This window comes from Sphingobium soli (assembly GCF_020782245.1).
Lineage (GTDB): Bacteria > Pseudomonadota > Alphaproteobacteria > Sphingomonadales > Sphingomonadaceae > Sphingobium > Sphingobium soli.
Genome location: NZ_JAJGNP010000006.1, coordinates 188617 through 211679 on the forward strand (window position 1 = coordinate 188617; position 23063 = coordinate 211679).

The following is a 23063-nucleotide window of genomic DNA, read 5'->3' on the forward strand; positions in this document are numbered from 1 at the left end:
CGTCACATGGTCAGCATGATCTTCCCGAAATGGGCGCCCGAATCCATGCGCGCATGCGCCTTGGCCGCGTCCGCCATGTCGAACCGCTGGTCCATCGCCGGACGCAGCCGCCCTTCCGCGACGAAGGGCCAGACCGTGCGGACCAGTTCGTCGGCGACCAGGCTCTTGAACCCCACCGATCGCGCGCGCAGCGTCGATGCGGTCAGCGTCAGGCGGCGCTGCATGATCTGCGGAATGAAGATTTCCGCCTTCGCCCCGCCCAGCACCGCGATCGACACATGGCGGCCGTCTTCCGCCAGGCAATCGAGATTGCGCGCCACATAATCGCCGCCAACCATGTCGAGCACCGCCTGGCACCCCTTGCCATCGGTGATCCGCTTCACCTCGGCGACGAAATCCTGTGTCTTGTAGTTCACCGCATGGGCAGCGCCCCATTCCAGCGCCTGCGCGCATTTGTCGTCACTGCCGCAGGTGACGATGATGGTGACGTCGAACAGGCGGCACAGGCTGATCGCCATGGTGCCGATGCCGCTGGTGCCGCCATGCACCAGCACCGTGTCGCCTGGCGCTGCATAGGCGCGCTCGAACAAATTGGTCCACACCGTGAACAGGGTTTCGGGCAGCGCGGCGGCCTCCACCAGATCATAGCCCGGCGGAATCGGCAGGCATTGGCCCGCCGGCGCGACCGCATATTCGGCATAGCCCCCGCCCGCCAGCAACGCACAGACCTGCTGCCCGATCAACTGGTCCGCGCCGCCGCCCGCCGCGACGATGGTCCCGGAAACCTCCAGCCCCGGAATGTCCGAAGCGCCCGGCGGCGGCGGATATTTGCCCTGCCGTTGCAGCACGTCGGGCCGGTTGACCCCGGCGGCCGCGACCCGGATCAGCACTTCGCCCTCGCCCGGCGCCGGCACCGGGCGCCGCTGCGCCACCAACGCCTCTGGCCCGCCGGGCGCGGCGATGCCGATCGCCGTCATCTCCGCCGGAATGGAATAACCGTCCGCCATCTTGCTGTCCCCCGCCTGTGGCTTGTGCCAGGCGCCCGCCTCAAATCGGCAGGCCGTTGCGGCGCCCTTATTGACAGACTGGCCCCAAGGGTCAACATTGCCGACATGGACTTGGATGACGATCTGCCGCGCAAGGGCGATGATCCGCTGGCCCGCCTGATCAAACAGGATCTGGGGCCATTGTCCATGAGCGAACTGGAAAACCGCATCGCCGCCCTGGAGGCGGAGATTGAACGAACCAGACGCCACAAGGATAGCGCCGTTAACCATAAGGCAAGTGCCGAGGCGCTATTCAAGCGATGAACCGACGCCCCGCCCCCAGCGCCCTTCAGGGCTTCTTCGGGCTTGGGCAGTCTGGCAATTCCGCTGATCGGGGGTCGCGCCTTGATCCAGCGTCGAGCAATGCCGACATGGGGTTCGATGACGCTCCCGTGACAGGGAGCATGGAGTAGAACAGACATGCCTTCTTTCGCAGCCGCCCTCGAAACAACCCTGCACAACGCGCTGACGCACGCGTCGGAACGCCGGCACGAATATGCGACGCTCGAGCATCTTCTGCTCGCGCTGATCGACGATGACCATGCGTCGAAGGTGATGCAGGCGTGCGGCGTGGAACTGGGCGAGCTGGGCGACGCCGTCACCCATTATCTCGACACCGAACTGGACAGCCTCAAGGTGGAAGGGTCGTCCGACCCCTCGCCCACCAGCGGTTTCCAGCGCGTCGTGCAGCGCGCCATCCTGCATGTCCAATCCTCCGGCAAGGATGAAGTGACCGGCGCCAATGTGCTGGTTGCGCTGTTTTCCGAGCGCGAATCCTATGCTGTCTATTTCCTGCAACAGCAGGATATGAGCCGTCTCGATGCCGTCAGCTTCATCAGCCACGGCGTCGGCAAGGGCACGCCCACGCCCGAGCGTCAGGAGACCAAGGGCACCGCCGAGGAGGAAAAGAAGGTGCAGGACGGCAAGGGCAAGAAGGACAGCGCGCTCGACCAGTTCACTGTCAACCTTAATGAGAAGGCGGACCGGGGCAAGGTCGACCCGCTGATCGGCCGGTCGGCCGAAGTGGACCGCACCGTGCAGATCCTCTGCCGCCGATCAAAGAACAACCCGCTCTATGTCGGCGATCCGGGCGTGGGCAAAACCGCGATCGCGGAGGGTCTGGCGCGCAAGATCATCGAAGGCGACGTGCCCGACGTGCTCAAGGAAGCGGTCATCTATTCGCTCGACATGGGCGCGCTGCTGGCCGGCACCCGCTATCGCGGCGATTTCGAGGAGCGGCTGAAGGCGGTCGTCACCGAACTGGAAAAAATGCCGCATGCGGTGCTCTTCATTGACGAGATTCACACCGTCATCGGCGCGGGCGCGACCAGCGGCGGCGCGATGGATGCGTCGAACCTGCTCAAACCCGCTTTGTCGGGCGGCACGATCCGCTGCATCGGATCGACCACCTACAAGGAATTCCGCAATCATTTCGAAAAGGACCGCGCGCTGCTGCGCCGGTTCCAGAAGATCGACGTCAACGAACCCACGATCGACGACACCATCAAGATTCTGGCGGGCCTGCGCTCGGCGTTCGAGGAACATCACAGCGTCAAATATACGCCCGACGCGATCAAGGCGGCGGTCGAGCTTTCGGCGCGCTACATCAACGATCGAAAGCTGCCAGACAAGGCGATCGACGTGATCGACGAGGTCGGCGCGATGCAGATGCTGGTCGTGCCATCCAAGCGCAAGAAGACGATCACCCCCAAGGAAATCGAGCAGGTCATCGCTACGATGGCGCGCATCCCGCCCAAGACGGTGTCGTCCGATGACAAGAGCGTGCTCGAATCGCTCACCACGGACCTCAAGCGCGTGGTGTTCGGCCAGGACAAGGCGATCGAAGTCCTGTCCTCCGCGATCAAGCTGTCGCGCGCGGGCCTGCGCGATCCCGACAAGCCGATCGGCAACTATCTCTTCTCCGGCCCTACTGGCGTCGGCAAGACGGAGGTTGCGCGCCAGCTTGCGACGCTGCTCGGCATCCCGCTCCAGCGGTTCGACATGTCGGAATATATGGAACGCCATTCGGTCAGCCGGCTGATCGGCGCGCCTCCGGGCTATGTCGGCTATGATCAGGGCGGCCTGCTGACCGATGCGGTCGATCAGAATCCGCACAGCGTGCTGCTGCTCGACGAGATCGAGAAGGCGCATCCCGACCTGTTCAACATCCTGCTCCAGGTGATGGACAATGGCCGCCTGACCGATCATCACGGCAAGACCGTCGATTTCCGCAACACCATCCTCATCATGACCACCAATGCGGGTGCGTCGGACATGGCGAAGGAATCGATCGGCTTTGGCGAGCTCACCCGCGACGATGTGCAGGAAGATGCGGTCAAGAAGCTCTTCACGCCCGAATTCCGCAACCGCCTCGATGCGATCGTGCCCTTCGGCTACCTGCCGCCCGAAATCGTCGCTCGTGTGATCGACAAGTTCGTGCTGCAACTCGAACTGCAACTGGCCGACCGCGACGTCCACATCACGTTGGATGACGACGCCAAGGCGTGGCTCACGAAGAAGGGCTATGACAAGCTCTATGGCGCGCGTCCGATGGGCCGTTTGATGCAGGAGAAGATCAAGCAGCCGCTCGCCGAGGAATTGCTGTTCGGCAAGCTGGTCCACGGTGGCGAGGTCCATGTCCATATGAAGGACAGCGACGGCGTCGAAGCCCTCGCCTTCGAAATCACCCCCGCCGCCCCGAAAAAGGGGAAGAAAGGCGGCAAGGCGAAGGCGCCCGCGGGCACTAAATAATAAGCAGTGTTGCGAAACTGAATAAAAAGGCGGCTCGCAAGGGCCGCCTTTTTTTTCTCCCGCCTACCAAAATCGTTGCTCTACCCGGCACCTTTCAAACTATTGTCTCATTGGGTTTCTAAGTTCGTGCTCGGGTTGAATTGAGGGGGACAAAACAAAAATGAAGATAATTGTTTTTGGTTCTGGCAGCGCGGCCAAGGATTTTCTCAGCATGGTTCCCGCCAAGACTACCGTGCTCGGGCTTAGCGACAATGATTCGTCGAAACATGGCACTACCGTGGATGGCTTTGAAATTCTCGATCCGGCCAGCCTGACGGGGATGAATTTCGACTATGTCGTCATCACCGCGCGCGCCGTCGATCAAATCCGCGCCGGGTTAATCGAAATGGGCGTCGCCGCTGACAAGATCGTGACCTATTATGCCAGCTACAGCCGGCAACTGCACGAGCAGGCCAATCGCGACATACGGATTTTGAATGAGGCGATCGGCCTTGGTCTGCGGCCGGCCGGCCTTGCCACCATGTATCTCGATAAGGCTCAGCCTTTGGAACAAGCCGATGCGGGTCCCGGCGATTATGTCCGCAACGGCGCTTTCCATCTTGCCGCCCGTCAGATCCGCGATCGCGGCGTGCCGGGCGCGGTCGCTGAACTTGGTGTCTACAAGGGCGATCAGGCCTGTCTCATCAACCGGCTGTTTGCCGATCGGACTCTCTATCTATTTGATACATTTTCGGGCTTTTCCGACCGTGATCTCGACGCGGAAAGCGAAGGTAATTTCTCCTCCGCGATCGTCGGCGATTTCGTCGACACAAGCATCGAACTGGTCGAAAGCAAGCTGCCGCACCCTGATCGAGCGAAATTTTTCCCAGGCTTCTTTCCGGAAACCGCGGAGGGCCTTGAGGAGACATTCGCCTTCGTCAGCCTCGATGTCGACCTCTATGACCCGACCCGCGCAGGCCTCCACTGGTTCTACGACCGGCTGAGCCCGGGTGGCTATATTTTCGTCCATGATTATAATAACTGCCGATATATGGGCGTCAGCAAGGCGGTGGACGCATTCGTGGCCGCCACCGGAGCCTGCTTGGTGCCCCTCCCCGACTTCGCCGGATCGGTCGTCATCGCTAAATAGTCTGCACGGGACATGGCAGGGTGCAAGCGCCGTATGACGGTTCAAAGGTCTGCGGCTCGCGTCCCGACTTCTGGATCGGGGACTATAGCAGGCCCGCTATTGGCGCATTTCTTCCAGGACGGTTATGACCAATCACCGCGCAGCCGTGGCACAGCCCATGCCTCGCTCGCCTGCCTCCCTCGAACCACGCTCGCAATTCGCGCTGCCCCAATATGCATGAACACACGCCCGGTCTCGCTGTCCGTTCAAGTTCGTTACCGGTTTTTTCCCCGTTCAAGACAAATGGACTGGCCTGCTCATCCCACCAAACCTTTTGCCCTTTTTCATAGTTCGGCAAAGGATCAGCAACAGGGCTTTCCTACATCTGCGGTGACGACCGCGCGCAAAAGCGCGGCGTTCAATGCAGGAGACCAACATGAGCATCCTTCTCGCCCTGGCGGCTGCGGCCGCGACCCACAGCGTCACGGTGCAGCATCATGGCCAGCCGATCGCCGCCACCTATACCGCCCGCATCGACGTGCGCAGCAAGACTGTCGGCGCGAAGACCCCCAATCGCATGGATATGCAACGATGCCGCTGGAGCGCGACTATCATGGTCGATCGCAAGCTCGACCACGGCCCGGCGCTCGCCCGCACCATCGCCACCGACCAGACATTCTCTGGCAGCGAAGCGGGCGCGTGCACGCCCGGTCGCAATCCCGCCGAACAAGCCCTTGCCAATCATCGCGAAAAGATAGAGGCGCATCTTGTCGCGGCGGCGAAGGCCGACCACGGCGTTCTGCTCGCTGAACTGGACTCGGTACGCAATCTTGCCTCGAATTGACTTTCTCACTCGTACGACATGGCTGGGGGCCTTGCTGCTTGCCGGCCATGTCGCTCCGGCCGCCGCGCAATATGCCGCCGGCCCCACCATCACGCTGGAGGCCGCGAGCGACGAACGCCGCCGGGGCCTCAGCTGGAGCGACGGCGATCCTGTGGTGCGCGGCAGCGTGTCGGTGCCGGTCGCGCCGGGCCTCAGCCTTGACGGCGCGGCAACGACGCTCTGGGGCAGCGACCGCCATGGCGGCGCGGATGCCGTTCTTGACTTGGGCGGCACCTATGCCCGGCAATTGGGCGGCCTTCGCCTGACCGCCGAGGGCCGCTATCATATCTTCCCCGGCGCGGCCGATAGCGGCGAAGGCTGGGGCTATGGAGAAGTGGGCGCGATCGCCGGCTTTTCGCTCGGCCCGGCCAGCCTGGACCTTGGCGCGCGCTACGCCCCGCGCCAGTCCGGCATCGGGGGCGACAATCTCTATTTGTCCTCCAGCGCGGCGGTCGGCATCCCCGGAACCCCGCTGACTTTGTCGGGCCATGTCGGCCGATCGTCGGGCGACACGCGCAATCCCATACGCGCCGCGCGCCTGCGTCCCGCCGGCAATTATTGGGATCATGGCGTCGCGCTCGACTGGTATCGCGGCCGCTGGTCCGCGGGCCTGCGCTATGCCGATAGCGACATTGACGCGCCCGACACCGCCCATGCCGGCGCGACCCTGATCGCAAGGGTCGGCCTCACCCTTTAAGGCAGCCATAGCAACGCTATCCGGCCGCCAGCGCCTCTGCTAAAAGGGGCTGGAAAGGGAGCAAGCCGTCATGCCCGTCGAAATCACGATCCTCGCCTGGGGCATGATCCTGCTCCTCGTCCATATCTTCGCCGCCGGCCATGCCAAGACGAAGCAATATGGCCCGAAATGGAATATGGGCGCGCGCGACGAAAGCCTGCCGCCGCTCAATCCCGTCGCCGGCCGCCTTTGCCGAGCGGAGGCCAATTATCGCGAAACGCTCCCCCTTGCCATCGTCGCCCTGCTGGGCGTGGTGCTGGCCGGGCGCACCAGCGAATGGACGGCGCTGGGGGGATGGATCTGGCTTGGCGCGCGGGTCTTCTATTTGCCGCTCTATGCCTTTGGCGTGCCCGTGGTCCGCTCGATCATCTTTCTCGCCAGCCTTGTCGGCCTGCTCATCGCGCTCTGGCCGCTGCTCGGCTTCTAGCGCGTCGTCCTGCTTGCCTGCGCCCGCTCCCGTCGCTAAGCGCGCGCCCCATGACAGCGCATAAATCCGGCGACCCGACCACCCTCAACCGCCTCTATGGCCGCCAGTCCGGGCCAAGGCTGCGCAAGGGCCAGCAGGAGCTGGTCGACACGTTGCTGCCCGCCATCTCGGTGCCTGCGCAGGGGCCGGTGACGGCGGCCGACCTGTTCGGCTATGATCGCCCGCTCCATTTCGAAATCGGCTTTGGCGGCGGCGAACATATGGCCTGGCGCGCCGACCTGCTGCCCGATCATGGCTTCATCGGCTGCGAACCCTTCCTGAACGGCGTCGTGCAGGCGCTCGGCCATGTCCGCGACAAGGCGCTGGGCAATGTCCGGCTACATATGGGCGACGCGCTCGACGTGCTCTCGCGCATTCCCGACGGCGCGCTCAGCTTCGTCTATCTGCTTCACCCTGACCCCTGGCCCAAGGCGCGCCACGCCAAGCGCCGCATGATGAACCCCGGCCCGGTCGCGATGATCGCGAAAAAGCTCAAGCCCGGCGGCGAATTCCGCTTCGGCACCGATCATCCCGTCTATCTGCGCTGGGCGCTGATGGTGATGAACGGCCATCCCGATTTCGACTGGCTGGCGCACGAGCCTAAAGATTTCCAGAACCGCCCCGGCGGCTGGCCCGAAACCCGTTACGAGGCCAAGGCGCGGCGGCTGGGCCATGAGGTCTGGTACTTTCGTTACCGCCGCCGCGCCGAAGGCTGAAGCGGAAACGCGCATCTTCGTCCAAGGCGCTGGAACAAAAGCGTGGACGTCACCGCCCTTCCGATGGTAGCGCTATCTTGATAAATGCAATCGGGAGAGGATGCATGATGCGCAAATCCATTTTGACCTTTGGGGCCGTGGCCGCCGCCGCGCTGACGGCGGGTTGCCAGCAACCGGCCGACACCAGCGCCAACGCTACAAACGCCCAGCAGGCGGCGGGCAAGCGCCCGGCTTCCGACTATCTGTCGCAGCCGCTGGTAAAGGATATTTTCACCGCCGACCCGTCCGCCCATGTCTGGAACGGAAAGATTTACGTCTATCCCAGCCATGATATCGACGGCCCGACGCCAGAGGATGATCTGGGCAGTCATTTTGAAATGCGCGACTATCGCGTGTTGCGCATGGACCGCATCGGCGGCCCGGTGACGCTTGGCCCGGTCGCGCTCGACGTCGATGACGTGCCTTGGGCGGAAAAGCAGATGTGGGCGCCCGACGCCGCGAAGAAGGGCGACACCTATTATCTCTACTTCCCCGCCAAGGACAAGGAGGGCGCCTTCCGCATCGGCGTCGCCACATCGAAGGACCCTATGGGTCCGTTCAAGGCACAGCCCCAGCCGATCAAGGGCAGCTATTCGATCGATCCAGCCGTCTTCACCGACGATGACGGGCAAAGCTATATGTATTTCGGCGGCATCTGGGGCGGCCAGCTGCAACGCAATGTCAACGGGGCCTATGATCCCAACGGATCCAAGACCGACCTTGGCCAGGATGACAAGCCCGCGCTTGCCCCGCGCGTCGCGAAAATGACCGGCGACATGCTGGAATTTGCCGAAACGCCCCGCGTCGTCCAGATCGTCGATGACCAGGGCAAGCCGCTGCTGGGGGGCGACCATGACCGCCGTTTCTTCGAAGCATCCTGGATGCACAAATATAAGGGCAAATATTATTTCAGCTATTCGACCGGCGATACCCATTATCTGGCCTATGGCACAGGCGACAGCCCCTATGGCCCCTTCACCTACAAGGGGCGGATCATGGAGCCGGTGGAAGGCTGGACCACCCATCATTCCATTGTCGAATGGAATGGCAAATGGTGGCTCTTCTACGCAGACACCCAATTGTCGGGGCAAACCCGCCTGCGCAACGTCAAGGTGACGGAGCTACATTATAATCCGGACGGCACGATCCAGACGATCAACCCGTTCGTTACCGAGGCAACACAGGGCACGGCCAAGCCCTGATGCGGCTTTTCCCGGTCGCCGGTCTTGCCTCTGCGGGCTGGCGACCATAGAGGGAAGGCGCAAGGCCGATCGTTGGCCTTTTCAGCCGAACCGCGGAGCAGCCTGTGGCCCAGCCCACCCCCCTCGTCGCCCTTTCCACTCCGTCAGGCGGGAAGTCCGTCCGGGCATGAGCATCACGGGCCGCCGATGGACCATGCGGCGCGTGCGCGCGCTGATCCGCCACACCGGCCCGACGTCGCTCATCTTCCGCCGCCGTCTCGCGCTGATGGGCGGCGCTATTCTCGTCGGCCTCGCCGCGCTGCTCTTCGCGCGGGCGGCCGACGCCAGCAGCGAAGCCTTCGATCACCTCGCGGGGCAATGGCCCTGGCTGCCGCTGCTCCTGACCCCGCTCGGTTTTGCCGGCATCGCCTGGATCACCCGCCGCTACGCCCCCTTCGCCGGCGGATCGGGCATTCCGCAGGTCATCGCCGCCACCCGCCTGCCCGAACAGATTGGCGGGCGGCTGGTCGACCTGCGCACCGCGCTGCTCAAGGTCGCACTGACGCTGGCGGGCCTGCTGGTCGGTGCATCGGTCGGGCGCGAAGGCCCAACGGTCCAGATTTCCGCCGCCATCCTCGCCCGCGTCCATTCGGTGCTTCAGGTGCCTCTGCGCGCATCGGTCATGGTCGCGGGCGGCGCGGCCGGTGTCGCCGCTGCCTTCAACACGCCGCTCGCCGGGATCAGCTTCGCGATCGAGGAACTGGCGTCGGCCTATGAACAGCGCATGACGCTGCTGGTCATCACCGCCGTCATCATCTCGGGCATGGTCAGTCTGGGGCTGGCGGGCGACTATGTCTATTTCGGCGTCGTGGCCGCGCATCTGCCGCTCGGCTCCGCGATGGTCGTCGCGCTGTTCGCCGGCGTGCTGGGCGGCCTGTCGGGTGGCCTGTTCGCCCGTTTGGCGCTGGCGGCGGCGACCAGCCGCAACCGCCTCACTGATTTCAGCCGCGCTCATCCGATCCGCTTTGCCGCCTGCTGCGGCGCGGTCGTCGCGCTGATCGGCGTGCTGACCGGCCTTACCTGGGGCACCAGCTACGCGCCCGCCCGCCACCTCATCACCGGGGGGCAGGAACCGCTCTGGTTCGCCCCGGCCAAATTCATCAGCACGCTGGCGACCAGCATCTCCGGCATTCCCGGTGGCATTTTCGCACCTTCGCTGGCGACCGGCGCTGGGTTCGGCAACCTGCTGCGCTGGATGTTCCCGGAGCAACAGGGCAGCGCCGTCGTGCTGCTGGGCATGGTCGCCTATTTCACCGGCGTGGTTCGTGCACCCCTGACCGCCGTCATCATCATTTCCGAAACCACCGGCAGCCGCGGCTTCATGCTCCCCTTGCTGGGCGCGGCGCTGGTCGCGGATGGCGCGGCGCAGCGCGTGTGCAAGGAACGCCTCTATCACGGCCTGTCGCGCAATTTCCTCGACCGCGCGAAGGCGGCCCCGCCCGGCTGAACAAAAGCGGCGCGACATGGGTTGGCCCTTTTTGCGAAGGAGAGCCCCATGTCCGACAGCTATGAAGAAATGATCCGGGAAGACGGCCTGCCCGGCCATGAATCCAGGGTCGATCCCAAACCCGAATGGGAACCGCGCTATCCCGGCTCGGGTCGCCTCGCAGGCAAGGTGGCGCTCGTCACCGGCGCGGACAGCGGCATCGGCCGCGCCGTCGCCGCGCTTTACGCCCGCGAAGGCGCCAACGTAGCCATCCTGTATCTGTGCGAACATGATGATGCGCGCAAGACGGCAGACATCGTCGAAGCCGAGGGACGCGAGGCCCTGACCATCGCGGGCGATGTGGGCGACAAGGCCTTTTGCGACAGCGCCGTCGCTCAGGTGATCGACCGCTTCGGCAAGCTCGACATTCTGGTCAACAATGCCGGCGAACAACATCCCGATCAGGACATCACCGACATTACCGAGGATCAGTTGCGCCGCACGTTCCAGACCAACATCTTCGGCATGTTCTTTCTGACGCAGGCGGCGCGTCCGCACCTCAAGGACGGCGCGGCGATCGTCAACTGCACGTCCGTCACCATGTATCAGGGCGCGTCCGAACTGCTCGATTACAGCAGCACCAAGGGGGCGATCACCGCCTTCACCCGCAGCCTGTCGGAAAATCTGATCGGGCACGGCATCCGCGTCAACGCCGTCGCGCCCGGGCCGATCTGGACCCCGCTCAACCCCTGCGGCGGCGCGAGCGAGGAGAAGCTGGAGCATTTCGGCGAATCCACGCCAATGGGCCGGCCCGGCCAACCCAATGAGGTCGCGCCTGCCTTCCTCTTCCTCGCCTGTCAGGATGCCAGCTATATGAGCGGCCAGGTGCTTCACCCCAATGGCGGCATGATCGTCAACGGCTGATGCTGCCCTGATCATGACAAAGGCCCGGAGCGCATCCGGGCCTTTGTTGTTCGTCAGTTGGCGCAAGCACCGTCAATTCCCGACGATCGCGCGCGTCTCCTTGACCTTCTCACTGCCGGCATCGGCATAGCGCTCACCGGTTTCGGCGCGGGCGATGGCCGCGGCCATGGGCGCTTCGACATGGGCGATCGCCTTGGACTTGCACGACAGCGCGGTCATGCGGTCGCTCGACGAACAGACGCGAGCGGCGGCGCGGGCGATGCGGCTGCGCAGCGTCTTCTGCTGGTCGGCATCGGCCAGGTTCAGGTCGCCATGATAGACTTGCGCGGTCCGACCATTGGACATGAAATCCTCGGCCTGGGCGGCGCCTGCGGTCAGGGCGAATGCGGCGGCCACAGGTGCGGCGAGCGTAAACATACGGAACATGGGCAAATCTCCTCTTGTCGCTGTCATGACCCGCGCCGCCTGTTCAGGGGGCGTCGCGGCGCTGGGTGCGAACAGGCGGCGCTTCTTTGAGGTCTGGATGGGGTTTGAAGCGCCCTCTCCCGTTCGCCTGATCCTTTTATGCCCAGTGCCCGCCTGTCGCTCGCCCGCTTCGACCGGGTGCACGCCGCGTCGGCGAACGGCGCGACCATCGACAAAGGGGGGACAGGCAGGGGACGAACGGCGCGACGAACGACATGGCCAGCGCCGCGAACGACAGCGCACCGTAAGGGAATATGCGAATCGTAACGAAATCGCCGCATAAAGAAAACGCCCCCGGCGCAAGGGATTGCCGGGGGCGTATCCAGGCGCTGTCGGGCACTCCGGATCGGGGTAAACTGTCAAAAGGCAGACGACGCTATTAGCGGTGAACCGTGCCTTAACATGATCGATCATAGCGGACGGGCCGTGCATCGCCGCCGTCCTTCGACGATCCGCCGCCGCGTCCCGCCCGGCGGCGTCTCCTGTCGACAAGGCGCGGGCCAGCGCCGACCAACGACATGGGGGCGGACGGCCCGCACCCGCGACTGCTTAAAGCGGCGGCAACCCCGCCTCGCGCAGCGCTCGGGCGACATAATCGGCAAAGGCCGCATCCCGCGCCGGCGCGCGCTGGCGCATCCAGGCCAGCGCCACCAGCGCCCGCCACGCGATCAGTGCTTCCTTGTCCAGCCCCGTACGTGCACGATAGCGCCGCAGATACCATCCGGCCGCCGCGTCCCGCATGACCGCCTCCGCCCGCGCGACGTCGCCGCCTCCGCGCGCCGGGCCAAAGCGCATCACCATCTCGGTCCGCACCAGATCGGTGGCGATCGTCCCGCAGGCCGCGCGCGACCAGTCGATCACGCCAACGCCCGCGTCTGTCACGATCAGATTGCCGGGATGCAGGTCGCCATGGCTCAGATGGTCCCCTTCATTGAGCAGGTCCAGCCGCGCAATCGCTGCTTCGCGCAGTGGCTCGGATATGTCGGCGGCGGCGATATCCTCGGCCAGCACCGCCTTGCGGCTGCGCAGCGCCGGTGCATGGCAGCGCTGGATGCGCTCCTGAAGCTGCGCCATCTGCTCCAGCGCCCAGGCCGCGCGATGCGGATGCCGGGCCATATAGGTCAGCAGATTGGGGCCGCGCATCTCGGCATAGATGATCCCCTGCCGGCCTTCGACCCGCGTCTCGCCGAACACCGCCGGCACCGGCAGGCCGCTCGTCTGCACCACCCGCGCGATCGCATATTCCCGCGCGACGATCGACGGATCGATGCCGGCATGGAACAGCTTGAGCACCCGCCCGCCCTCAAGCCGATACACCTGCGCGCTCGCGCCCGCGGCGATGAAGGTTGCAGGATCAGGCGCATGCATCGCCCGCCCCTCTGCCCGCTCGACGGCCGCTTGGCCAGCCCGTTTGTCGACGGACCGGCGCTATGGCGTGCAAGGATCAGTCTCGCTCACCCCGCGGCCGCCCCGGCTTGCCGCCGCCCTGAGCCACCCGTATCGATGCGTCGGGCCGGCGCTGCTGCGCTTGCTGCCGCTGCTGCTGGCGCGCTTGGCGTTGTTGCGCCTGTCGCCTCTGCTGCTGACGCGCCTCTCGCTGCTGTGCCTGTTGCCTCTGCTGCTGGCGCGCTTGGCGTTGTTGCGCCTGTCGCCTCTGCTGCTGACGCGCCTCTCGCTGCTGTGCCTGTTGCCTCTGCTGCTGGCGCGCCTCTCGCTGCTGCGCCTGTTGCTGCCGCTGGGCGTTCTGCCGAGCCCGCGCCTCCTGACGGTCGGCCCGCACCGTGGCCTGCTCGCGTTTTGCCCGCGCCTGTTGCGCCTGCTCGCGCGCGGTGCGGGCGGCAGCCTGTTGCTGCGCCGAACGCCGAGCTTGTGCGCGCTGCTGACGTTGGACCCGCCTGGCTTCTGCCTCGCGCTGGCGCGTTGCCCGCTGCCGCGCCGCTGCCTGACGGACCGCGCGCTGCTGCCGTTGTTCCACCGCCTGCCGCTGTTGCACTTTGCGCTGTTGCACTTGGCGCTGCTGCGCCGTCCTTCGCCCCTGCTGGGTCGCGCGACCTTCGCGCTGCCCTGCCAATTGGCGCGCGCGCTGCCTGTCCTGTTGCTGGCGATCGGCCCGCTGGGCCTGCGCTTGCCGCTGCTCGGCTCGCCGACGGCTGGCTTCCGCGCGCTGTTCAGCCTGCGCCCGACGTTGCTGCATTTGCTGGCGATCACGCATCCGGTCATGACGCGCCCGTTCGACCCGCCGTTCCGCCTGGGCACGTTGCTGCCGCTGACGCTGCGCCTGGGCACGCCTCGCGACCATTTGCCGCTCCCGCCGCTGTTCGGCATAGAAGCGCGGCGCATCCCCCCGAAAATTCTCGCGTTGCCAGTTGGCGAAACGCACCGCTGCTCGCTCGCGCACCTGTCGCTCGGCTGCCCAGTGCCGGCGCGCCCGCGTTTCGGCTCGGTTGTCGCGATAGCGCGCCCAGGCCGTTTGCGTCTGTCGCGCCTCGCGCCAGCGTTCTCGGTCGCGCCGGATCGCAGCGCGCTGCGCTGCCCATTGCCGCGCCTCAATCCGCTGACGTTCGCGCGCGCGTGCCACACGCCGCATGTCGCGCGCGCGCGCATGATAGCGCGCGGCATAGGCGTCGCGTGCTCGCGCCTCGCGCCACGGCAATGCCCGACCGCCGCGATCATAGACCGCGACCAACCGATCGTCCCGATAGCCATAGCTGTACCATGGATCGCTCACCAACCAGGGGCTCGCCGCGCCCGGTTCATAATAATAATAACGATAGCCGCCGTCGATCGGCTCGGCATAGCGCACATAGTCGTCGCTGCTTTGCCATGCCCAGGGCGTAACGCCATTGTCATAGGCAAAGCCATAATCGGGCGGCGCATCGCCCAGCGTTTGGGCAAACATGTCCGCCCGGTCGATCCAGGCATAGTCACTGGCGCCCTGCGGTTGCGCATAGGCAATCGGTTCGGTTGCCGGCAGTTGCTCGACCAGGGGCGCGCGGTAAGGCGCCTGCGGCGCGGATTGATCCGCTACCATCATCGGCTCGGCGTCGGGCAGGGGCGGCAATCCCGCACTGCCGTTGCCCAAGGCCGCCATCCAGCCATTATCGGCCAGACTGAAATCCGTATCGTCGGCCCGTTGATCGCCGCAGGCGGACAGAGCCAGGACCATGGTTCCGATCCCGGCCCAGCGCAGGCGGGGAAAAGTCAAAGGCGGCATCGCGCATCTCCTTTTACATCCCCCCGGATGATGAAGTGCGCTGACAATGCACAAGCCGTCCTGAACGATCCGTGGCGGCCTTGTTCATGAATGATCCAGTCTCACGCTCGCGTCGCGCGATTTTGACCGCATCAGAACGCAGCCGACCAAGGGCGTCCTTCTGTCGAACCTGGCCTCATCAGGATCGGTGAAGGGCGACCGGTCTGGATAGGCCGGTCGTCCTCCCTCCGCATCACACCACGACGAAATCTGCCCCCGTCAGCGGCGGATGGCCCGTGACAATGCCGAACAAAACCGCCGCGCCGCCCAGCGACCCGTCCGCATCGTAGAACAACTGCCCGCTGTCAGTGTCGTAGATGACGCGCTGGTCTGCCGATGTCGCTACCCCTGTGGCATTGGCGACAAACGCGCTCGCGTCCAGCTTGCCAAGGTCCAGCCCGGCAAACACGGAATCGTCCAGTTCGATCCTGTCGATGCCTTTCTGGAAGTCCAGGATCGTGTCCACATTGGTCGCGGCATCCAGCCGATCGCCAAAGTGGAAGCGGTCCCGGCCCCCTCCGCCCCTCAGCATGTCCGAACCCGCGCCGCCATCGAGCAGGTCGCCATAGCGCGACCCCGTCAGCCGGTCATCGCCCCCCTCGCCATACAGGCGGATCATCGTGCCGGCGGCCGGCTCGACATCGACCCAGATCGCGCTCAACCAGTTATTGCCGTTATTGCCATGCGCCGTGACCGCCCCCGTGGTTCCGATGAAGCGCAGCGATTCCACATTTGCCGACAAATTATAGCTCACGCTGGCATCGACGGTGTCGAAGCCCTGCCCGGCTTTCTCGATCACCACATCGCGCGCGTCATTAACCACATAGCTGTCATTGCCATCGCCGCCCGTCATTTGATCGGCCCCCGCCCCGCCATCCAGCAGGTCGCCATAGCGCGAGCCGATCAGCGTATCGTCGCCGCCTTCGCCATAGAGACGGATCATCGTCCCTGCCGCTGGCTCGACATCGACCCAAAGCGCGTTCAGCCAGTTTTTCGCGCCATTACCATGCGCGTCGACCGCACCAGTCACGTCGATCAGCCGCAGGGATTCGACGTTGGCGCCCAACGTGTAGCTGATGCTGCTATTGACCGTATCGAATCCCTGCCCGGCCTTTTCGACCACTATGTCACTGGCATTATCGACAACGTAGGTGTCATTACCATTGCCACCTGTCATCTTGTCCGCGCCAGTCCCGCCATCCAGCAGGTCGCCGTAGCGCGAACCGATCAGATTATCATTGCCGCCCTCGCCATAGAGCCGGATCATCGTGCCGGCCGCCGGCTCGGCATCGACCCAGAGCGCGTTCAGCCAATTATTGCCGTTATTGCCATGCGCGTCGACAGCGCCAGTGACATCGATCAGTCGCAGCGATTCCACGTTCGCCGCCAGAGTGTAGCTGATGCTGCTATTGACCGTGTCAAAACCCGCCCCGGCCTTTTCGACCACCATGTCCCCGACATTGTCGACGACATAGGTGTCATTGCCAGCGCCCCCGGTCATCTTGTCTGCACCCGTGCCGCCATCCAGCAGGTCGCCATAACGCGAACCGAGCAGATTATCGTCGCCACCCTCGCCATAGAGCCGGATTTGCGTGCCCGCGGCCGGCGCGACATCGACCCACACGGCGTTCAGCCAGTTGTTCGCGCCATTGCCATGCGCATCGATCGCGCCCTTTGCGCCAATGATCCGCAACGATTCAACATTGGCCGCCAATGCATAACTGATGCTCGTATTGACGGTGTCGAAGCCTTCGCCGGCGAGCTCAAAAACCTTGTCGCCTGTCTGGTCGACCACGAAAATGTCATTCCCCAGGCCGCCCAACATCGTGTCCGAGCCTTGCCCGCCATCCAGAAGGTCATCCCCGGCATCGCCCACCAACCGATCAGCGCCGGCGGCGCCGAACAACTGATCGTCGCCCGAAAGACCAACAAAGTGATTATTCCCGGCGTCCCCCTCCATGATGTCGTCAGCGTTGGTGCCATACCGATCATTATCCTTGATCGTGACCTTTATGATGTCGTTATCCGATCCGGAATCGAAAATCCGGCCACTGGCGGACACCCTGAACGCCAGCACCTCGTCGCCCTCAATCGCAAGATCATCGACGATGCTGATTGTTGGCAATTCAATGACATAATCGCCTGCTGGCGACTGAGCGATGCTATAGCTACCGCTGAATGACGGCACATCCGCGTCTTTGAGCGAAATGGTAGAATTATCCGCATCGAAGGTCACCGACACCTGCCCGATATAGTTGCCCACGGCGTGAAGGGTGAGGCTGGGAGTGAAGGAACTGCTCACACCTTCCGCAACGGCTGCTGGACTATTCACGGTCGCCGTCACGGCAGCATGAGTGTCGATGATTTCGAAGCTCGTCGCGATCCCCATCGCATCGAGGTCGCCGACATCGTAAGCGGAATAATTGCCTGCCTTGTCATATACATATACCCGATCAATAGTATATGTGCCGGCTCCCGAAGTGGCGTCGATGAAAAAGCTTTTTGAGGACATGCCGTCTGAAAAGCTGTCATTCGAGTCATATGTATAAAAATACGACGAGTTGCTGTAACCGTCTTGCCAACTTTTTGTGAAGCTGATTGAAACTTGACTAACCCCGATCCCGACGTCGGTTGCTCCGGCGGTGAAGGTCACATATTTCCCACCATTCGTCACGTCCACAGTCTGAGGAAAGCTCAGCGACGTCAGTACCGGCTTCGTCGTGTCGGCGGCGTTGATGCTTTCGATCTCGAAGCTGGTCGCGATCCCCATCGTATCGAGGTCACCAACATCGTAAGTGGAATAATTGCCTGCCTTGTCATATACATATACCCGATCAATAGTATATGTGCCGGCTCCCGAAGTGGCGTCGATGAAAAAGCTTTTTGAGGACATGCCGTCTGAAAAGCTGTCATTCGAGTCATATGTATAAAAATACGACGAGTTGCTGTAACCGTCTTGCCAACTTTTTGTGAAGCTGATTGAAACTTGACTAACCCCGATCCCGACGTCGGTTGCTCCGGCGGTGAAGGTCACATATTTCCCACCATTCGTCACGTCCACAATCTGAGGAAAACTCAGCGACGTCAGTACCGGCTTCGTCGTGTCGGCGGCGTTGATGCTTTCGATCTCGAAGCTGGTCGCGATCCCCATCGCATCGAGGTCGCCAACATCGTAAGTGGAATAATTGCCTGCCTTGTCATATACATATACCCGATCAATAGTATATGTGCCGGCTCCCGAAGTGGCGTCGATGAAAAAGCTTTTTGAGGACATGCCGTCTGAAAAGCTGTCATTCGAGTCATATGTATAAAAATACGACGAGTTGCTGTAACCGTCTTGCCAACTTTTTGTGAAGCTGATTGAAACTTGACTAACCCCGATCCCGACGTCGGTTGCTCCGGCGGTGAAGGTCACATATTTCCCACCATTCGTCACGTCCACAGTCTGAGGAAAACTCAGCGACGTCAGTACCGGCTTCGTCGTGTCGGCAATGGCCATGAAACACCCCTGTCATTTGACCACGATGCTGTTCGTGGCACCCCACGCGCAAAGAGCAGATTAAAACTCGGTTCGACAAGCATTTTTCTCTGCACTGGCGGCGAACAGCCATGACAATTACGGTCATCTGCCTGGGCAGAGCATAGGCGCTTCGCCAAGGTTAAGCCTTGCCGACCGCACCTCGGATCGCCATCTCCCAAGTATCTTGCCCGATCAGAACAAATCTGGAACAATCCCGCCCCATGAGCCTTACTCACATTTCCGTCCGCGGTGCGCGCGAGCATAATCTCAAGGGCGTGGACGTCGATCTGCCCCGCGACTCCCTCATCGTCATCACCGGCCTGTCGGGCTCGGGCAAATCCTCGCTCGCCTTCGACACCATCTATGCCGAAGGACAGCGCCGCTATGTGGAATCGCTCTCCGCTTATGCGCGCCAGTTCCTGGAGATGATGCAGAAGCCCGATGTCGAGCATATCGAGGGCCTTTCGCCCGCCATCTCCATCGAGCAGAAGACGACCAGCCGCAATCCGCGCTCGACCGTCGCGACCGTCACCGAAATCTACGACTATATGCGCCTGCTCTGGGCGCGGGTCGGCATCCCCTATTCGCCCGTCACCGGCGAACCCATCAGCGCGCAGACGGTCAGCCAGATGGTCGACCGCGTGATGCTGCTGCCCGAAGGGACACGCTTCTACCTGCTCGCCCCCGTCGTGCGCGGGCGCAAGGGCGAATATCGCAAGGAATTGGCGGAGTGGCAGAAGGCGGGCTACACCCGCGTCCGCATCGACGGCGAGATGTATCTGATCGAAGACGCCCCCGCGCTCGACAAGAAATATAAGCATGACATCGAAGTCGTAGTCGACCGCCTCGCCGTCGACCCGGACATGGGCACGCGTCTTGCCGACAGTTTCGAGCAGGCGTTGAAGCTGGCGGACGGTCTCGCCTATGTCGATCTGGCCGATGGCGTCGTTCCCGGCCGCGAAGACGAAGCCGCCTCCCCCGACAAGAAGATGAAGGGCGCGGGCGTCCCCGCCAACCGCATCGTCTTTTCCGAAAAATTCGCCTGCCCGGTCAGCGGCTTCACGATTCCCGAGATCGAGCCGCGCCTCTTCTCCTTCAACGCCCCCATGGGCGCCTGCCCGGCCTGCGACGGGCTTGGCGAGCGGCAGGAGTTCGACCCCGAACTGGTCGTCCCCAACGAAGCCCTCAGCCTCAAGAAAGGCGCGGTCGTCCCCTGGGCGAAATCCAACCCGCCCTCGCCTTATTATATGCAGGTGCTCGGCTCCCTCGCCAGGGAATTCGGCTTCTCCCTCGACACGCCCTGGACCGACCTGCCCGACGAGGCGAAGCGCATCATCCTATACGGCACCGGCGGCAAGTCGGTCACGCTGCGTTTCCAGGACGGCCGCAAAAGCTATGAGGTGAAAAAGGCGTTTGAAGGCGTCATCGGCAATTTGAACCGCCGCCTGCTCCAGACCGACAGCGCCTGGATGCGCGAGGAACTCTCCAAATATCAGCGCGCCCAGCCCTGCGAAACCTGCCACGGCGCCCGCTTGAAGCCTGAGGCGCTGGCCGTGAAGATCGCGGGCGAGGACATTTCCATCTCCACACGCCGCTCGGTAGTGGACGCGCTGGGCTTCTTCTCCACCCTCCCCGCCCAATTGAACGAGCAACAGAACCAGATCGCCAGGGCCATCCTCAAGGAAATCGTCGAGCGCCTCGGCTTCCTCAACAATGTCGGCCTCGACTATCTCAACCTCGACCGCACGTCCGGCACCCTGTCGGGCGGCGAGAGCCAGCGCATCCGCCTCGCCTCCCAGATCGGCAGCGGCCTCTCGGGCGTCCTCTACGTCCTCGACGAACCCTCGATCGGCCTGCACCAGCGCGACAATGATCGCCTGCTCGTCACCTTGAAGCGCTTGCGTGACCTCGGCAACAGCGTCATCGTCGTGGAGCATGACGAGGATGCGATCCGCGCCGCCGACTATATCGTCGACATGGGGCCGGGCGCGGGCGTCCATGGCGGCACCATCGTCGCGGAAGGCACGCTCAAGCAACTGCTCAAGAACAAGAAAAGCCTCACCGCCGATTATCTGAACGGCACCCGCCGCATCGACGTGCCGGCCAAGCGCCGCAAAGGCACGGGCAAGAAGCTCACCGTCCACAACGCCCGCGCCAACAACCTCACCGGCGTCACCGCGTCCATCCCGCTGGGCACCTTCACCTGCATCACCGGCGTCAGTGGATCGGGCAAGTCCAGCTTCACCATCGACACGCTCTACGCCGCGTCGGCCCGTGCGCTCAATGGCGCGCGCATCATCGCCGGCCCGCATGACAAGGTGACAGGCCTCGAACATTGCGACAAGGTGATCGACATCGACCAGTCGCCGATCGGTCGCACCCCGCGCTCCAACCCGGCGACCTATACCGGCGCCTTCACCAACATCCGCGACTGGTTCGCCGGCCTCCCCGAAGCGCAGGCGCGCGGCTACAAGCCCGGTCGCTTCAGCTTCAACGTCAAGGGCGGCCGCTGCGAAGCGTGCCAGGGCGACGGCGTGCTCAAGATCGAGATGCACTTCCTCCCCGACGTCTATGTCACCTGCGACGTGTGCCACGGCGCGCGCTACAATCGCGAGACGCTGGAGGTGAAGTTCAAGGGCAAGTCGATCGCCGACGTGCTCGACATGACGGTCGAGGATGCGGTGGAATTCTTCAAGGCCGTCCCCCCCATCCGCGACAAGATGGCGATGCTCGCCGAAGTCGGCCTCGGCTATATCAAGGTTGGCCAGCAGGCGACGACCCTCTCGGGCGGCGAGGCCCAGCGCGTCAAGCTCGCCAAGGAACTCTCGCGCCGCGCCACCGGCAACACCCTCTACATATTGGACGAGCCCACCACCGGCCTCCATTTCGAGGACGTCCGCAAACTCCTCGAAGTCCTCCACGCGCTGGTCGATCAGGGCAACAGCGTGGTCGTGATCGAGCATAATCTCGACGTCATCAAGACCGCGGATTACATCATCGACATGGGGCCGGAAGGCGGCGTCAAGGGCGGCGAAGTCGTCGCGGAAGGCACCCCGGAGAAGGTGGTGAAGGAGAAGCGCAGCTTTACCGGCCACTACCTTGCCCCCCTTTTGGCCCAGCCGAAGATCGAGGCCGCAGAATGACGGGTTCCTCAACATTTGATAGCGCCGAGACCGTCCGAGGGATGGTCGAACGCGATCAATCGAAAGGCGTCAAGGACGGTGAGATGGTCGCGGAGGGCACGCCGGAGAAGGTGGTGGAGGCGCCGGAGAGCTTTACCGGGCGTTATCTCGCACCCCTGCTTGGGCTAGAGGTTGTGGCGGCGGCGTAATCCGCCGCCTTAGTTATTATGCAACACAGTCATCAACCGATCCTGCCAGCCTTTGGTGTGCAATACTCGAGCGTCATGCACATTCGCATCAATAATTTGCCTCTTGGTTAACCGAGAAAATGATTCCCATTTTCCTTTAAAGACATAGATCGCATTATCACGCCTAAGACTCTCTAACACAACTCGACCAAATTGCGGGAAAACATACGCGAGATAATCGCCAAATCCACCTAATCCTTGAGCAACCTCCTGCGGCTCTAACCCAGTCAGAAAATCCTGCCTGTCTTTCAATATAATCTTATCTCCATCACTCAATCTCGATAAATTAGAACTGATGGATCTGCTTATATCTCCAACTTTATATGGACCCTGAGGTAGAAACACCCACCTTCTGTGAGTCGTAGCAAGGGATGCAGAGGTACCGTCTGCTCGTACACTTCACATGACCCAAATAACTCCAACATCAAATTTACTTGGTGCAAAAGCCTATCCGCCTCAGCAGGCATCGCTACAGCCTCAGTTGCTGCGTTCGTGACTGCATCTACAGGAAATCCGAAGACTTCCTCAGCCGGTGGCTCTATCAAATTCCTTGGGTAACAAAGCCTGTATATATCGCGCGAATCTTCCATATCTTCCGTTTGGTCGCGACCAACCCATTGCTTCCACTTCCAATGGATCGTTCGGATGTATCGACGCTCTTTTGGCTGGTCGCGCAAAGGAACCCATTTCCCTTCAGCATTGAACCTTGAAAACCGACCAACTGCTGGTGGTAAATAAGATTCGCCATCAGCAAGCGCAGAATCCAAACCAATCCGGCTCAAAGCTTTCTCGCCAAGTCCTTCAAATGACGATACAACTCGGACGAATTGGCTCTGCAAATCGGGGTGAACATACAGATTTAAGTTTCTGATTCTCGAGCGCGTTATCTTCATCAGAACCTCCTGAGCAGCAGTTCATAACACGAAGACGAAAACAGATGAAGACCAAGAAAAGAATACAACGAGAACATCTGCTAGCCCTGCCAAAGTGCGTAGTCGCCATAAAGATTGATCCCTTCGGAACCCAAAATCTGCCACCACACAGAGGTGGCCTGGCAAAACTAAACATTGAGATAAGTGGATTTTCTGCCTGACGGTGGCCAGTATGGCTGCGAGACAG

20 protein-coding genes are annotated in these 23063 nt (G+C 62.7%); 12 read left to right on the forward strand and 8 right to left on the reverse strand.

The genetic code is table 11. From position 1 onward, the window contains the following. Nucleotides 1-2: 2 nt before the first annotated feature. Nucleotides 3-1007 carry an NAD(P)H-quinone oxidoreductase gene (locus tag LL253_RS10220; protein WP_228227120.1) on the reverse strand — a complete coding sequence of 335 codons (1005 nt, stop codon included), beginning with the start codon at nt 1005-1007 and terminating at the stop codon, nt 3-5. Between the two features lie 105 nt (nt 1008-1112). On the opposite strand from LL253_RS10220, the gene LL253_RS10225 reads away from it, so the two are divergent. The 10 genes from LL253_RS10225 to LL253_RS10270 all read left to right on the forward strand — a co-directional run bounded on the left by LL253_RS10225 (nt 1113) and on the right by LL253_RS10270 (nt 11336). After that, nucleotides 1113-1310, forward strand: coding sequence for a DUF1192 domain-containing protein (locus LL253_RS10225; protein ID WP_083784868.1), 198 nt, complete (start codon nt 1113-1115; stop codon nt 1308-1310). Between the two features lie 156 nt (nt 1311-1466). Further along, complete coding sequence (gene clpA, locus LL253_RS10230) at nt 1467-3797, forward strand: ATP-dependent Clp protease ATP-binding subunit ClpA (protein WP_009822111.1); 2331 nt, start codon at nt 1467-1469, stop codon at nt 3795-3797. 160 nt (nt 3798-3957) lie between these two features. Then, a complete protein-coding gene (locus tag LL253_RS10235; protein ID WP_228227121.1) occupies nt 3958-4926 on the forward strand; it encodes a TylF/MycF/NovP-related O-methyltransferase in 969 nt (322 codons plus the stop codon). A 415-nt stretch (nt 4927-5341) separates the two neighbouring features. Next, entirely contained in the window at nt 5342-5749 is a 408-nt protein-coding gene (locus LL253_RS10240) for a hypothetical protein (protein ID WP_228227122.1), read from the forward strand. Nucleotides 5750-5780: 31 nt separating this feature from the next. Further along, nucleotides 5781-6485 carry a TorF family putative porin gene (locus LL253_RS10245; RefSeq protein ID WP_228227123.1) on the forward strand — a complete coding sequence of 235 codons (705 nt, stop codon included), beginning with the start codon at nt 5781-5783 and terminating at the stop codon, nt 6483-6485. A 70-nt stretch (nt 6486-6555) separates the two neighbouring features. Further along, nucleotides 6556-6951, forward strand: coding sequence for an MAPEG family protein (locus LL253_RS10250; RefSeq protein WP_228227124.1), 396 nt, complete (start codon nt 6556-6558; stop codon nt 6949-6951). A gap of 50 nt (nt 6952-7001) precedes the next feature. Next, nucleotides 7002-7706, forward strand: coding sequence for a tRNA (guanine(46)-N(7))-methyltransferase TrmB (gene trmB / locus LL253_RS10255; protein ID WP_228227125.1), 705 nt, complete (start codon nt 7002-7004; stop codon nt 7704-7706). Between the two features lie 104 nt (nt 7707-7810). After that, nucleotides 7811-8947 (forward strand): glycoside hydrolase family 43 protein, encoded by a 1137-nt coding sequence (locus LL253_RS10260; RefSeq protein ID WP_228227126.1) that lies wholly within the window; start codon nt 7811-7813, stop codon nt 8945-8947. A 166-nt stretch (nt 8948-9113) separates the two neighbouring features. After that, complete coding sequence (locus LL253_RS10265; RefSeq protein ID WP_009822142.1) at nt 9114-10433, forward strand: chloride channel protein; 1320 nt, start codon at nt 9114-9116, stop codon at nt 10431-10433. A 48-nt stretch (nt 10434-10481) separates the two neighbouring features. Next, nucleotides 10482-11336, forward strand: coding sequence for an SDR family oxidoreductase (locus tag LL253_RS10270; RefSeq protein WP_228227127.1), 855 nt, complete (start codon nt 10482-10484; stop codon nt 11334-11336). A 72-nt stretch (nt 11337-11408) separates the two neighbouring features. Here LL253_RS10270 and LL253_RS10275 read toward each other — a convergent pair whose 3' ends face one another. From LL253_RS10275 to LL253_RS10290, 4 genes are all read right to left on the reverse strand, one after another. Beyond that, complete coding sequence (locus LL253_RS10275; protein ID WP_228227128.1) at nt 11409-11762, reverse strand: UrcA family protein; 354 nt, start codon at nt 11760-11762, stop codon at nt 11409-11411. Between the two features lie 588 nt (nt 11763-12350). Continuing rightward, nucleotides 12351-13169, reverse strand: a complete 819-nt coding sequence (locus LL253_RS10280) for a phosphotransferase family protein (protein WP_228227129.1) — start codon at nt 13167-13169, stop codon at nt 12351-12353. Nucleotides 13170-13245: 76 nt separating this feature from the next. Further along, on the reverse strand, nt 13246-15015 hold the full coding sequence (locus LL253_RS10285) for a hypothetical protein (protein ID WP_228227130.1): 1770 nt from the start codon (nt 15013-15015) through the stop codon (nt 13246-13248). A 232-nt stretch (nt 15016-15247) separates the two neighbouring features. After that, nucleotides 15248-18328 (reverse strand): calcium-binding protein, encoded by a 3081-nt coding sequence (locus tag LL253_RS10290; protein ID WP_228227131.1) that lies wholly within the window; start codon nt 18326-18328, stop codon nt 15248-15250. A 467-nt stretch (nt 18329-18795) separates the two neighbouring features. On the opposite strand from LL253_RS10290, the gene uvrA reads away from it, so the two are divergent. Continuing rightward, nucleotides 18796-21717, forward strand: coding sequence for an excinuclease ABC subunit UvrA (uvrA, locus tag LL253_RS10295; RefSeq protein WP_228227132.1), 2922 nt, complete (start codon nt 18796-18798; stop codon nt 21715-21717). Continuing rightward, nucleotides 21714-21905, forward strand: a complete 192-nt coding sequence (locus tag LL253_RS10300; RefSeq protein WP_228227133.1) for a hypothetical protein — start codon at nt 21714-21716, stop codon at nt 21903-21905. Before uvrA ends, LL253_RS10300 begins: the two co-directional genes overlap by 4 nt. Nucleotides 21906-21914: 9 nt before the next feature. On the opposite strand, the gene LL253_RS10305 is transcribed toward LL253_RS10300, so the two are convergent. From LL253_RS10305 to LL253_RS10315, 3 genes are all read right to left on the reverse strand, one after another. After that, nucleotides 21915-22196 carry a hypothetical protein gene (locus tag LL253_RS10305; protein ID WP_228227134.1) on the reverse strand — a complete coding sequence of 94 codons (282 nt, stop codon included), beginning with the start codon at nt 22194-22196 and terminating at the stop codon, nt 21915-21917. 53 nt (nt 22197-22249) lie between these two features. Then, nucleotides 22250-22837: a hypothetical protein gene (locus LL253_RS10310; RefSeq protein ID WP_228227135.1), complete on the reverse strand. Its 588-nt coding sequence runs from the start codon at nt 22835-22837 to the stop codon at nt 22250-22252. A 21-nt stretch (nt 22838-22858) separates the two neighbouring features. Continuing rightward, the coding region (locus LL253_RS10315; RefSeq protein WP_228227136.1) for a hypothetical protein at nt 22859-23063 on the reverse strand (205 nt) is incomplete at its 5' end.

Bases quoted from the DNA above. Each gene is read 5' to 3' on its own strand.
- LL253_RS10220 (WP_228227120.1), bottom strand. From the start codon at position 1,007: ATGGCGGACGGTTATTCCATTCCGGCGGAGATGACGGCGATCGGCATC.
- LL253_RS10225 (WP_083784868.1), top strand. From the start codon at position 1,113: ATGGACTTGGATGACGATCTGCCGCGCAAGGGCGATGATCCGCTGGCC.
- clpA (WP_009822111.1), top strand. From the start codon at position 1,467: ATGCCTTCTTTCGCAGCCGCCCTCGAAACAACCCTGCACAACGCGCTG.
- LL253_RS10235 (WP_228227121.1), top strand. From the start codon at position 3,958: ATGAAGATAATTGTTTTTGGTTCTGGCAGCGCGGCCAAGGATTTTCTC.
- LL253_RS10240 (WP_228227122.1), top strand. From the start codon at position 5,342: ATGAGCATCCTTCTCGCCCTGGCGGCTGCGGCCGCGACCCACAGCGTC.
- LL253_RS10250 (WP_228227124.1), top strand. From the start codon at position 6,556: ATGCCCGTCGAAATCACGATCCTCGCCTGGGGCATGATCCTGCTCCTC.
- trmB (WP_228227125.1), top strand. From the start codon at position 7,002: ATGACAGCGCATAAATCCGGCGACCCGACCACCCTCAACCGCCTCTAT.
- LL253_RS10260 (WP_228227126.1), top strand. From the start codon at position 7,811: ATGATGCGCAAATCCATTTTGACCTTTGGGGCCGTGGCCGCCGCCGCG.
- LL253_RS10265 (WP_009822142.1), top strand. From the start codon at position 9,114: ATGAGCATCACGGGCCGCCGATGGACCATGCGGCGCGTGCGCGCGCTG.
- LL253_RS10270 (WP_228227127.1), top strand. From the start codon at position 10,482: ATGTCCGACAGCTATGAAGAAATGATCCGGGAAGACGGCCTGCCCGGC.
- LL253_RS10275 (WP_228227128.1), bottom strand. From the start codon at position 11,762: ATGTTCCGTATGTTTACGCTCGCCGCACCTGTGGCCGCCGCATTCGCC.
- LL253_RS10280 (WP_228227129.1), bottom strand. From the start codon at position 13,169: ATGCATGCGCCTGATCCTGCAACCTTCATCGCCGCGGGCGCGAGCGCG.
- LL253_RS10285 (WP_228227130.1), bottom strand. From the start codon at position 15,015: ATGCCGCCTTTGACTTTTCCCCGCCTGCGCTGGGCCGGGATCGGAACC.
- LL253_RS10290 (WP_228227131.1), bottom strand. From the start codon at position 18,328: ATGTCCTCAAAAAGCTTTTTCATCGACGCCACTTCGGGAGCCGGCACA.
- uvrA (WP_228227132.1), top strand. From the start codon at position 18,796: ATGAGCCTTACTCACATTTCCGTCCGCGGTGCGCGCGAGCATAATCTC.
- LL253_RS10300 (WP_228227133.1), top strand. From the start codon at position 21,714: ATGACGGGTTCCTCAACATTTGATAGCGCCGAGACCGTCCGAGGGATG.
- LL253_RS10310 (WP_228227135.1), bottom strand. From the start codon at position 22,837: ATGAAGATAACGCGCTCGAGAATCAGAAACTTAAATCTGTATGTTCAC.